Below are 12398 nucleotides of genomic sequence, written 5' to 3' on the forward strand. Positions count from 1 at the left end.
AGGCGGTTGGATTCGTTGAGGCGAGCCCCCGTTACGAAGCCGAATGAGCAGGCATTCCAGCCGGTCCCAACGCCTCAGTCAGCCTCGCAAGGATGAGCGCCTCTTCCCGGACCGCAGGCGGCGCTTTCATCGGGGCTCTGTCCCAAACGGCATAAGCCAATGCAATCCGCTCGGCAGCCAGGATATAGAGGTTGGGGATCTCGCACTCGCCCCACTCGAACGCCTGATATTTCCGAGTATTCAGTTCAAGAAGATTGGCCATCGCATTCTGTGAGAATCCGAGGCCCATTCGGATCTCAATCAGTTTGTTGGCTCGGTCCAAGTCGCTCATCGTCGCCCCGAAGTCAGTCGACGCGATAGGATGCGCCGGAGGCTGCCGTGTCCATTAGGCCATATGGTCTAGTGAGGGGTCTCAGTACGCTCATGGTTAATGAAACAGGACTGTTCCGCTATATCGGGTCTGTCCCCTCGTCGAGCGTATTGCGGATCATCGGGATCACGTCGGTCATCCGGTAAGGCTTCGGTAGGGAGCGAGTCTCGGGGCCGCTCCGCTCACGCCAACCGGCTCCCGCTTTTGCGGTCGATGCTCCAACTTTCGCGCAGACCTCGATGCCGGAGGGGTTTTCCCGGAACAATGTGTTTTGTGGCGAGGCTTTGGCACCGGATGGGATCATGGGCGGTTTCAGCGGCGGGATCGGCGCAAGCGTGCCCAAAGACGACGTTACCCAGGCCTCTTGGGATCCGAGGATTGCTTCAGCTGTAACGCCAGCTTTCGGAGCATCCGCCTGACATGCTCTTTCACGCGCTCGCGTTCGCTGTCGGGGCCGGGCTGTTGAGGACGATGACCGTCCTGCACCATGAACGATAACTCCGGTCTCAGACTCTCCGTGAGCGCCAGCGTATTTAACTCCAGGCGACGATTGCAATATGGAACAGCGCAAAGAACACTAGAGCCTTTGCCATGAACTTCGGTTCATGGCAAAGGCTCCTGTTGTTTGAGAAAGGCGCCTTTTCTTCGCAAAACCGGCATCCACTTTTGCGGAAAAGGCTCTATGCGCAGTGCGTCGGAGGGCCCTATCGACCGCGGATGCAACTTGCCGATCGGATGTTTCATCGTTCAGTCAAGGCCCCAGACAACGTTACAGAACATTGTCCGCCTTGAAGAAAACAAACTTACGTTTATCCCTTTGGGTCGGCCTGATTTCCACTTTCGATGGGGTGATCGTTCAAAAATGCCCTCCCGCTTCTTTTTCCACCTGACCGATGGGAGGGACATGATCCGCGACGAGGAGGGTGTTCTGGTCACGGACCTTCAGGTTGCCGTGATCTACGCAATGGAAGTCGTTCAGGAGTTGCGAGCCGAAGACCCGACTTCGGTGGCCGAATGGCAGGGCTGGCGGCTGGACATCACGGATGACACCGGGCGGGTGATCGAGAGCCTCGCACTCGACGACCCCAGATCGCGGAAGACCTCACGGCATTAACGACGAGCCTCAGGCATAGCCCATTCTGAGAGCAGCCATGGCACCTGTGACGCGGATAACGGCCTGGAATAGAGATAACCCTGCGCATGGTCGCAGCCCAACTTCCGAAGGCGCTGGGCTTGCCCCCAGGTCTCGACACCCTCCGCAGTCACCTGGATGTTCAACTTCCGGCACAGTCCGATGATGGCCTCGACGATGGCCTCATCCCCCATATCGTGTTCCAGGCCTCTGACAAAACTCTGGTCGATTTTGATGTGATCGACCGGGAATTGCTTGAGGTGCGTCAGCGAAGCATAGCCGGTTCCGAAGTCGTCGAGAGCAATTCGGACACCCTGCCGATGAAGCTGGGTCAGGATGGCAGAGGCATGCTCCGAGCCTTTGCCGAGGAAGACCGTCTCGGTGACCTCGACCTCGAAGTGCCGGGTTGGGACGGACGTGCGTTCCAAGAGCCTGAGGAGTTCGTCGGCGAGTCCCGGCTCATCGAAGGCTGACGGCGACAGGTTGACCGCCATGCGCCCGAAGTCGAGGCCCGCCTCGAGCCAGCCGTGCATGTCGGACGCGGCCCTGGCGCCGATCTGCCTGCCGATGGCTCGCGCCAATTCGGGATCATGGAAGGCCGCCCCGAAGACGTCCGGCGAAACGAGCCCCTTGCTTGGATGGTGCCAGCGGGCGAGCGCCTCGAATCCGACGATCCGGCCGGTCGCAAGGCATACCTTCGGCTGGTAATAGGGGACGAACTGGTTGTTGGAGACCGCTTCATGGACCTCCCGTCCGATCGCAACCCGCCGCTCGCTGGCGAGACGCAGCTTGGACGAGTACGTCACGATTCGGTTGCGCCCCTGCGCCTTGGCCTGGCGGAGCGCGAAGTCCGCATCCTTCATCAACTCCGTTGGCGTGGACGCATGATCGGGGAAAGCAGCCACACCGATACTCGCATTGCCGGTGATCTGCCGTCCCGCATGAGTGAAGGGGCGGCGCAGGATTTCGATCACGCGATCAGCGAAACGGATTGCATGATCCAGGCTCAGCGGCTCCTCAATCATGATCATGAACTGATCGCCGCCCACGCGGGCCACAGTGCCGCGATCCCGGACCATGCCTGAGAGCCGTAGGGCCGTTTCCTTCAGCAGGGCATCACCTGCCTCATGGCCGAGGGTGTCGTTGACCTCCTGGAACTGGTTCAGGTCGACCAGCAGCAGGATGACGCCGGTGCCATTCCGTCGGGCGTCCCCGAGAGACTGTTCCAGCCGGCGTTGGAACAGGACCCGGTCCGGTAGGCTCGTGAGAGAATCGTGGTTGGAGGAGCGCCAGGCTTTCTCTTCGGCCAGCTTGCGGTCAGTGATGTCAACCGTCATGCCGACCAGACTCCTGGGACCAGCGCGTTCCGCCCGAATCCCCAACCACATCATGCGGCCGCTTGGCGGCATGTACCGCAACTCCACCGTCGCAAGTGCCTGACGGTCGGTTCGGCGGATGAACGAATCGGCCTCAGGGCGGTCGTCAGGGTGAACTCTCTGGAGAAAGTCCGACAAGGGGCCGGACCCAAGACCGAGCAGCTCGCGAGCATTGGCCGAGCGGGTCACATACTCCGTCGCCAGATCGCGCTCCCAAGCGATCATGCGGCCCGCCCCGAGGGCCAGCTTCAGCCGCTCTTCGCCCGCCCGCATGGCATTTTCCATGCGCTTGCGGTCGGTCACGTCCTGAATGGTTCCGATTTTCCGAACCGGCCGTCCAGCCTCGTCGAGAAGCGTCCTGCCGCTCGTGGCAACCCAACGTTCCTTCCCGTTGTCAGCCCGGATGATGCGGTAGGTGCCGCCATAGCTTGGGCCACCGGCGGGCCAGTCGGCGAAGAATTTGCTCTCCACTTCGCCCCGATCGTCCGGGTGGACGCAATCCAGAAAACTCTCCCGCGTGACCGGAGCATCGGCGGCGATGCCGAGGATTCGTCGGGCTTCGGCTGTCCATAGCCGGCGCCCGGTTACAAGATCGGCATCCCATATTCCCGTGGCTGTCGTGTCCAGCGCGAGCCGCAGGCGCTCCTCACTGGTCAGAAACGTTTCCTCCGCCTGCCTGCGCTCATGAATGTCGGAGATCGCTCCAACCCATTCCTCGATGGCTCCCTCGTCGTTCTTGAGGGCGACACCGCGATCCGCGACCCATCGATACTCGCCGCTCATATGTCTGATGCGGAACTCGCAGCTGTAAGACTCGCCGGACCGCAAGGCATTGCGCCAGGCGGCGGATACGGACTCGCGGTCATCAGGGTGAACTGTGCGCAACCACCAACCCGGCTGCTCCTTTTCGACTGTCACGCCACAAAACGCATCCCACCCTTCACCTTCGACGGAAGAGCCATCCGGAGTGGCCCGCCAGAGGATGGCAGCGTCGGCTTCTGCTATCGCTCGGTGTCGCAGTCGCGTTCTGTCGTCGTCTCGTTCCGGCTCTCCCTCTGCCGTCACATCGCGTGAGACGGAAAGCAGGTGCTCTGTCTGCCCTGCCGTGGTCCGCATGAGAGTGACGATGACATCCCACCGCTTGAGCGCACCTTCGGCCGTCGCGCGCGTTCCCAGAAATCGTCCGATCCTCCCGGCTTTTGCATTCCGGACGGCCGCCTGTGCCGCTTGCTGGTCCCGGTCTGCCCAGCACCGGATCCAGGAGCCCCCCAAAAGGGAGCGATGGTCGCTCATTCCCGTGACGCGAAGACCGCTTCCGTTCATCAGGACCAGGCGCATATCCAGGTCGAGCACCTCGATGCAATCGATGCTGCTCTCGAAAATTCCGATGAGAAAATCGTCGATCGTCACAGGCGTGTCTTTGTTGCCGCCTAACTCTGTCGGTCGGCGTGTCCGCGCCCAGGCAGCGAGCCTCGCGCCTGCCGCGAGGATCTGGATGTCGTCACCATACGCACCAGAGGCACGACAGTGAGTCCTGTCAACGAGCCTGCCACCGTTGCAATAAGAAGAATCGTCACAGGCGTCCTTTCAGGTCTGTGCTCTTGATGGGACCGATGGTGGAACAGGCGTCAGCTCAGAAAGCTGTATCCGGCGTGTCGTTGTGCCTGGATCGGATCGTAGCCGAGGCCCTTGCGCAGCTTCTTGCGCAACTTGCTGATATGCCCCTCGACCACGGTTTCCTCCAGTTCGTCCGAGGCGTCGTAGATGGTGCGGTAGATCTGGCCTTTTGGGACCCAGCGGCCGCGATGCCGCACAAGATGCTCCAGAATGTCCCGCTCGCGGCGCGGCAGTGGCAGGCGAATGCCGTCGATCTCGGGATCTCGCCCGTCGAAGAAGACCTTCAGACGCTCCTGACGGGTCTCCGTCGCTCGGCTGTCATGGATGCGACGCCAGATGGATTCCGAGCGGGCGAGGATCTCGCGGACATGGATGGGCTGGCGCACCACGTCATCGAACTCGGCTGAGAACAGGTCAAGGGTCTGCCCCAGAGAGCGCGCCTCGCACAGGGCGATGACCGGCGCCTGGGAGCGTCGACGGATCGTTGCCGCCATGGCGGTGCGGCCCTCGCACTCGCCGAGCAGAAAACCCTGCACCTTGTCCAAGGCACTGCTGGCACTCGCCTCAAACCAGAGGTGAAACTCTCGGTAGGGCAATCCCAATGCCGGGAGGCCTTCCTGGTCGAAACCCGCGACGTATCCGGCAGTAATCGTCTGCCGTTCATCGACAATAATATGCATGATTCTGTGCCCCCACAGACGCCTTCCGAAAGTCATAAGATCACTTTGCCGATGAACGCTCGGAGTTGATATTCGGCAAAGTACTTGGGCGCCGGAGTACTCAATGCAGTCGAGGGCTTTTACAAAGCCTCTCTCAACGGCGGCCCGAACATTCGCGAATCAAACGATACTATGACTTTTGTCCTTGTTAGGGTGCGACGCGGCCCCAGGTCCATTAGACCAGATGGTCTAGTTGGGCCGATATCCGCATGACTTGAGCGGGCGCCTAAAGCGCTTTTGGGATCGGCGTAGGGCATAGCCGGCATGCCTGATCCAGCTTTTGGAATCTGCCTCCCAACACTCTGACATCGTTCGCCGAAACACGGCCCGCTCGGACCGGGGAGATCCACAAAGGCCGAGAATGTTGGCGGCTGGACACTCAGCAGACGTGCCCGCATCCTTCTTCAGGATCTGCCTTCATGGTCTTCGGCGCTCGTCACTCCATGGAAGGGACCATGGCCGAGAGGCCCGGCCTTCCAAGATCGCCCAAAGAAAAAGGGCTCCGAAGAGCCCTTTGAATTACCGTTGAATTAGCGGCGTACGATCCTGCAGCGCTCGACGCGCTCGCGGACGATCCTGCCACGGATGCGCTTGGTCACCGTTTCCCACTTGCAGATGCGGCGGGGCGGCCCGAAGCGACGATCGCCGTGACGATACTGAACCTGAACGAGGCCGGGGCCTGTCGTCAGAGCGGGGTTGGGCGAGAACGGCGCAGCCTGCGAGGCAGTCCCGCTCAGGCCGATGAACGCAGCCGCCACAACGGCAGCAAAGCCAATTTTACCGAAGGTCATAAGCAATCCTAGTTCTTAGTTTTAGCCCCCGGCCGGCAAAGACACCGCGGCGAACTAACAACAGGTTAATGAGCCGTGGCTCCCGGCCAGCCCGTGGCGGAACTTTAGGGGAAAGAGGCGAACGATCCCGAATGCGACCTCTTCGCTTCGTCTTTCTTCGCGGTTTCCGGTCCGGAGGTCGGATCGGCGCCATCCCGCCCTCGCGACACCGCATGCCACCTGAGACGGCGGCTATCGCAGACGATGAACCAACTTAGACTTTCGTCTATGTTCTCCAGACATAGGTCACCTGTCCTTACCTATCTACCGCACCGCAACAAAAGTCCTATCTTGCGATCGTAGCTGGAGGGCATCCCTATGATCATCATCACTTTCCTTCGTCTCATGCGCGCGAGCTGGCTCGAAGCTCTCAGGCAGCGCAAGATCGCCCAGCGCCGCTATCCCTATCTGTCCTGGGAGGATTAAAGCATCGGACGTGAAGAGTGGATTCCACTTTTCCCGTCCGATGCTCTAGAAGGTGTCCTGAACGGCCAAGCTCGCCTCGAAGGCGAAATGGCGGGTTCCCGGACACCCTTCGCATCCGCACAGGTTCGACATGCTGAGACTCGCAGCTTCCTCGATTCTGATCCTCGCTACTGGCGGCACCGCTCTCGCCGATGCCCAGCGCTGCTATCCCCGGCTCGGCAACATCTCGTTCCAATACGAGGGGCAGTGCCCGAATTCGCAGCTCAAATGGGTCATTTTCGAAAACGACCTCGGGGCTTTCGGGCGCAACTGCAACGATGAGCCCTGGAGCTACAGCCGGGCGGAGCAGGCCTATTACAACCATCGGAGCCAGACGACGGTCCCGATGACCGACTGCAGGTGGCGCCGGTAGGCCCTAGAGAGTATCGGACGTGAAAACCGGATCTACTTTTCGCTAGCGCGGCCCGCCGGGTCCGCGCGATGCGCTAGAGCCTTTTCCGCAAAAGTGGATGCCGGTTTTGCGAAGAAAAGGCGTCTTTCTCAAACAACAGGAGCCTTTTCCATGAACCGAAGTTCATGGAAAAGGCTCTAGCCGGTCATTCCTGGATGCAGAATTCTCCGCCGAAGCTCACTTGGAACCCCGCCGGGCAGCCCGCCCTGACCCTCACCCAGTCCCGCCGCGAGGCCAGGACGCAGTAGGCTCCGTCCGCCGTGCCGACGTAGCCTGCCGGGCAGACACCCCTGTTACGAAGCGAATCCGGGATATTCTTCACGCACAAGGCTCCGCTCGCATGCGTGGAGGGCGGGCAGTCGCCGCGTGGCCCCCAGGGCTGCGCCATCGCCGGCCCGAGTGAGCAGCCGATCATTCCTGTAAGGATCAAGAAAAAGCGCATCTGTCGCCCCGACGCCGTGTCCCGATGGGAAAGTTCTTCTTAACACAGCTTGGCCGTATGCACATTCCCCAACGTAATATCAAGAAGACGAAAGCCTCTCTCAGCCGAAGACCAGCATGACGGTGATCAGTGCCCCCAGGGCCAGAACACCGACCGCGAAACCTGCGACCGTCAGGACATTGGCGCGCTGTTCCCGGTCCATGGATGCTCCTCGCGCTCATCCGCCTGCCGTCACAATGCGCTCAAATCCGGAAAATGTCCCGGCCTGAGACGATGGAGCGAAACGACAAGAATAAAGCCAAGCTTCGAGCGCTGATCTCATTGAACTTAATCCTGATAAAGCTGTTTCCAACGAGCATCAAGGATGCTATAAGTATATTTCCCTAGTTCAGTCGCGTCCTTCGCTGAGTTACAGACATCCGCGCTGACCGAGGCGATTCTCACGCCAGCAAGCCAGTGACTTCATCCTAAGAATACTGCCGCGCATGGGGGCTTGCACGGCAGAGGCCGCGTTCCTGGACCCGCTCCGGACGCGGCCTTTCCTTTGGTGCCGGTAGCTGCCCTTCCGCCGCGCCGCAGCACAGGGCTCAGCGTCCCATCCGGCCTCCCTGCCGACGGTCCGTTCACTCTCATTCGCCCCCCGAGGATGGCCTGTGCCGTGCGAAAATCGCCATGGGGCAAGGCATCGTCATCGTTTTGCCGTAGGCATCATCCTTCATCCAGGACCGCACGGACGCTGATCGGGCCGCCGAACGGCCTCGTCTCCCGCAACCGTGAAATTTGCGTCTTGAAGGCAATTCGCGTCTTGAAGGCAATTTGCGTCTTGAAGGATGGTGAAGGCGCTGATGACGAATGCATTTCATATCGGCCAGCTTGTCCGGGTCACCCGCCCCTCGTCGGGCTACGCGGACCATCGGATCTACTGCATTCTCTGTATGGTCGCCGAAGAGCGGGGCATACCGCTCTACCGGATCAAGAATACGGTCGGGGCGGAACGGCTGGTCTCGGCGGAAGAGATCGAGCCCGCAGCCCTGACGGCCTTGCCGTAGCGCCGCGGGCGGCCTGGCGCCTGCCTCGAAAGCGCGTGCGGGCATATTAGCCCATGGTATGGGTGGGCCTCCCTTGCCGATACCGGAGCGGGGCGACACAATGTCTCCCATAGCGCTCGTCAAGAGCGGCCGGCGGCAGACCGGACAATAAAAGCGCGGCGCTCGACAAGCCGCGCGACAGAGGAAACGAGGCCAACCCGCACACCGCCCGGTGTGCGGTGTCCAGGGAGGAGACGTCGGTGACGGCGGCTGCGGACTCGCGCGAAGATACATTCCCCAAGCTGCTCGCGCGGAATGCGCGCATTCGTCCTCAACGGACCGCGTTCCGCCACAAGGATCTCGGCATCTGGCAATCCTGGACCTGGGCCGAGGTTCACGGCATCGTCCGCGCCTACGCTTCCGGTCTTCAGGCGCTCGGCCTCCGGCGGGGCGGCAAGATCGCCGTCATCGGCTATAACCGCCCTCACCTCTACTGGACCATCGCGGCCGCCCAGTGGCTCGGCGCGATTCCGATCCCGGTCTACGCGGATTCCGTCGCCGACGAGATGGCCTATGTGCTCGCTCACGCGGAGGTGACCCATGCGGCGGTGCAGGACCAGGAGCAGGTCGACAAGCTTCTCGCGGTCTCGGACCAGCTGCCGTGCCTGGAGCGCGTGCTCTACGACGAGGAAAAGGGCCTGCGCGACTACGACCACGGCCGCTTGCATGCGATCGCATCCGTGATCGAGGAAGGCCGGGCGCGGCTCGACGATGCGGGTGAAGCGGCGAAGCTCGAGGATGCGCTGCAGGAAGGCAAGGGTTCGGACCTCGCCATCATTCTCTACACCTCCGGCACCACCGGCCGCCCGAAGGGCGTGATGCTTACCTCCGACGCGGTCATCGCTGCGGCCCGGATCGGCTGCGAGTTCGACCGTCTCGACGAGACCGACGAGATCCTGGCCTATCTGCCGATCGCCTGGGTGGGCGACCACATCTTCTCCTACGCGCAGGCTTTCCTGGCGGGACTGTGCGTGAACTGCCCCGAGGGCCCCGAGACCGTGGCCGAGGACCGGCGCGAGGTCGGCGCCACCTACATCTTCGCTCCGCCGCGCGTGTTCGAGAGCATCCTCACGCTCACCATGGTGCGCATCGAGGATGCAGGCGCACTCAAGCGGCGCATGTTCCACTTCTTCATCAGGCACGCCGACAAGGTGGGCGAGCGCATTCTCAACAAGGAACCCGGCGTGAGCGCGTGGGACCGCCTGCTCTGGCGGATCGGCGACGTGCTCGTCTACGCCCCCCTGCGCAACCGCTTCGGCATGACGCGCGTGAAGGTGGGCTACACGGCGGGCGAGGCCATCGGCCCGGAGATCTTCCGCTTCTACCGCTCCATCGGGGTGAACCTGAAGCAGCTTTACGGACAGACGGAAGCATCCGTCTACATCACCATGCAGCCCGACGGCGAGATCCGCGCCGACACGGTCGGCCGCCCGGCCCCGCAGGTGGAAATCCGCATCGACGACAGCGGCGAGGTGCTCTACCGCTCCCCCGGCGTGTTCCTGGGCTATTACAAGGACGAGGAGAAGACCGCCGAGACCAAGACGCCCGACGGCTTCGTTCATTCGGGTGATGCCGGCTTCTTCGACGCCAGCGGACATCTCAAGATCATCGACCGCGCCAAGGACGTCGGAAAGATGAGCGACGGCTCGCTCTTTCCGCCGAAATACGTCGAGAACAAGCTCAAATTCTATCCCAACATCAAGGAAGCGGTCTGTTTCGGCGACGGCAGGGACTACGTTTGCGCCTTCGTCAACATCGACCTCGTGGCGGTGAGCAACTGGGCCGAGCGCAACGGCGTCACCTACGCGTCCTACCAGGAACTGGCGGGCCACCCCCGGGTCTATGAGATGATCGAGAAGCACGTGGGCGAGGTGAACCGCTCGCTGGCCTCCGAGCCGCACATGGGCGGCGCGCAGATCCAGCGCTTCCTCATCCTGCACAAGGAGCTCGATGCCGACGACGGCGAGCTGACCCGCACGCAGAAAGTGCGCCGGGGCTTCATCGCCGAGCGCTATGCACCGCTGATCCAGGCGCTCTACGACGGCTCGCCCGAGGCCGACATCTCCACCGAGGTCACTTTCGAGGACGGGCGCAAGGGTGTGATCTCCGCCCGCGTGAAGATCAGGGACATGGAGCGATATCCTGCGCCGCAATCGGCGACGATGCCGGAGGCCGCGGAATGAGGGCGCCCGACCATTCGGTCCTGAGCGAAGGGGATGTGCTGCTCGCAGTCGAGAACGTGTCTCTCGGCTTCGGCGGCGTAAAGGCCCTGACGGACGTCTCCTTCGATATCCGCAAGAGCGAGATCCGCGCGATCATCGGCCCGAACGGGGCCGGCAAGACCTCGATGCTCAACTGCATCAACGGATTCTATTATCCCACGCAAGGCCAGATCACCTTCAAGGGCGTGAAACGTCCGAAGATGCGGCCCCACGAGGCCGCGCGCAGCGGCATCGCCCGCACCTTCCAGAACGTCGCGCTCTTCAAGAGCATGTCGACCCTCGACAACATCATGGCGGGGCGCTCCATCAAGATGCGGTCGAGCTTCTTCTGGCAGCTCTTCCGCCACGGCCCGGCCATGGCCGAGGAGATCGAGCACCGCCGCTTCGTGGAGGAGATCATCGATTTCCTCGAAATCCAGCACATCCGCCGAACCCCCGTGGGGCGCCTTCCCTACGGCCTGCAGAAGCGCGTGGAGCTCGGCCGCGCGCTCGCCATGGAGCCGGACCTTTTGCTGCTCGACGAACCCATGGCCGGCATGAACCTCGAGGAGAAGGAGGACATGTCGCGCTTCATCCTGGAGGTGAACCAGCAATACGGCACCACCATCGCCCTGATCGAGCACGATATGGGTGTGGTGATGGACCTCTCCGACCGGGTCGTGGTGCTGGAATACGGCCGCAAGATCGCGGACGGAACGCCCGGCGAGGTCAAGCGCGACCAGCGTGTGATCGACGCCTATCTCGGCGTGGCGCATTGAGGGGAAGCGGATGGACATCCTCTACAAGGTCTTCGTCGAGCCCTTCGTGTTCATGGGAGAAGCGCCGGACCTCCTGCTTCAGACCCTCTGGGAAGGCCTCGTCTCGGGCGTGCTCTACGCCCTCATCGCGCTCGGCTTCGTGCTGATCTTCAAGGCCTCGGGCGTGTTCAACTTCGCGCAAGGCATCATGGTGGTGTTCGCCGCCCTGATCCTCGTAGGCCTTTACGAGAAGGGCGTCCCGGCACTCCTGGCGCTGGTCCTGGCCGCCTTGGCGATGCTCGTCCTCGCCATGGCGGTCGAGCGCGTGGTGCTGCGCCCGCTCGTGAACCAGCCCGACATCATCCTCTTCATGGCCACCTTCGGCCTCACCTATTTCCTCATCGGCTTCGGCGAGCTCATCTTCGGCGGCAGTCCGCGGGAGATGATCACGGACGCGCTCTTCCTGCCGCAGGGCACGACGGAGATCGGGATTCTGGGCGGCTCCATCCGGCTTCAGCATCTCGATATCGCCGCCGCCGTGATCGCCTCCCTCATGATCGGCCTCCTCGCGGTGTTTTTCTCCAAGACCCGCATCGGCCGGGCGCTGCGCGCGGTGGCAGGCAGCCACAAGGCCGCGCTGTCCGTCGGCATCTCGCTCAATCAGATCTGGGTGATCGTGTGGTTCGCGGCCGGGCTCGTCGCCCTCGTGGCGGGCATCATGTGGGGCGCGCGCTCGGGCGTGTCCTTCTCGCTGCAGATCATCGCCCTGAAGGCCCTGCCGGTGCTCATCCTGGGCGGCTTCACGTCCATTCCGGGAGCGATCGTCGGCGGACTCATCATCGGCGTCGGCGAGAAGCTCGGCGAGTTCTACTGGGGGCCGCTGGTCGGCGGCGGCATCGAGACCTGGCTCGCCTATGTCATCGCCCTCCTCTTCCTGCTCTACAGGCCGCAAGGGCTGTTCGGCGAGAAGATCATCGAACGCATTTAG

11 protein-coding genes are annotated in these 12398 nt (G+C 62.2%); 7 read left to right on the forward strand and 4 right to left on the reverse strand.

All coding sequences use genetic code 11. The annotated features are described in order from the left end of the window. Positions 1 to 31: 31 nt before the first annotated feature. A complete protein-coding gene (locus RE429_RS14860) occupies positions 32 to 331 on the reverse strand; it encodes a transcriptional regulator (protein WP_414471506.1) in 300 nt (99 codons plus the stop codon). A gap of 943 nt (positions 332 to 1274) precedes the next feature. Between RE429_RS14860 and RE429_RS14865 the strand changes: the two genes are divergently transcribed. Next, positions 1275 to 1484, forward strand: coding sequence for a DUF6894 family protein (locus RE429_RS14865; RefSeq protein ID WP_414471507.1), 210 nt, complete (start codon positions 1275 to 1277; stop codon positions 1482 to 1484). Here the strand turns inward: RE429_RS14865 and RE429_RS14870 are convergent. From RE429_RS14870 to RE429_RS14880, 3 genes are all read right to left on the reverse strand, one after another. Continuing rightward, complete coding sequence (locus RE429_RS14870; RefSeq protein WP_414471508.1) at positions 1481 to 4288, reverse strand: EAL domain-containing protein; 2808 nt, start codon at positions 4286 to 4288, stop codon at positions 1481 to 1483. The genes RE429_RS14865 and RE429_RS14870 overlap by 4 nt on opposite strands. Positions 4289 to 4506: 218 nt before the next feature. Further along, positions 4507 to 5175 carry a winged helix-turn-helix domain-containing protein gene (locus tag RE429_RS14875; protein WP_414471509.1) on the reverse strand — a complete coding sequence of 223 codons (669 nt, stop codon included), beginning with the start codon at positions 5173 to 5175 and terminating at the stop codon, positions 4507 to 4509. A 569-nt stretch (positions 5176 to 5744) separates the two neighbouring features. Further along, entirely contained in the window at positions 5745 to 6005 is a 261-nt protein-coding gene (locus tag RE429_RS14880; protein ID WP_414471510.1) for a hypothetical protein, read from the reverse strand. Positions 6006 to 6600: 595 nt separating this feature from the next. Here RE429_RS14880 and RE429_RS14885 point away from each other — a divergent pair. The 6 genes from RE429_RS14885 to RE429_RS14910 all read left to right on the forward strand — a co-directional run bounded on the left by RE429_RS14885 (position 6601) and on the right by RE429_RS14910 (position 12398). Next, on the forward strand, positions 6601 to 6882 hold the full coding sequence (locus tag RE429_RS14885; RefSeq protein ID WP_414471511.1) for a hypothetical protein: 282 nt from the start codon (positions 6601 to 6603) through the stop codon (positions 6880 to 6882). 164 nt (positions 6883 to 7046) lie between these two features. Further along, positions 7047 to 7169, forward strand: a complete 123-nt coding sequence (locus RE429_RS14890; protein ID WP_414471512.1) for a hypothetical protein — start codon at positions 7047 to 7049, stop codon at positions 7167 to 7169. Positions 7170 to 8208: 1039 nt separating this feature from the next. Continuing rightward, complete coding sequence (locus RE429_RS14895; RefSeq protein WP_414471513.1) at positions 8209 to 8412, forward strand: hypothetical protein; 204 nt, start codon at positions 8209 to 8211, stop codon at positions 8410 to 8412. Positions 8413 to 8651: 239 nt separating this feature from the next. Beyond that, entirely contained in the window at positions 8652 to 10634 is a 1983-nt protein-coding gene (locus tag RE429_RS14900; RefSeq protein WP_414471514.1) for an AMP-dependent synthetase/ligase, read from the forward strand. Continuing rightward, entirely contained in the window at positions 10631 to 11431 is an 801-nt protein-coding gene (locus tag RE429_RS14905) for an ABC transporter ATP-binding protein (RefSeq protein ID WP_414471515.1), read from the forward strand. Before RE429_RS14900 ends, RE429_RS14905 begins: the two co-directional genes overlap by 4 nt. Positions 11432 to 11441: 10 nt before the next feature. Next, positions 11442 to 12398 carry a branched-chain amino acid ABC transporter permease gene (locus tag RE429_RS14910; RefSeq protein ID WP_414471516.1) on the forward strand — a complete coding sequence of 319 codons (957 nt, stop codon included), beginning with the start codon at positions 11442 to 11444 and terminating at the stop codon, positions 12396 to 12398.

The organism is Microvirga sp. M2 (genome assembly GCF_047497095.1).
In the GTDB taxonomy this organism is placed as follows: domain Bacteria; phylum Pseudomonadota; class Alphaproteobacteria; order Rhizobiales; family Beijerinckiaceae; genus Microvirga.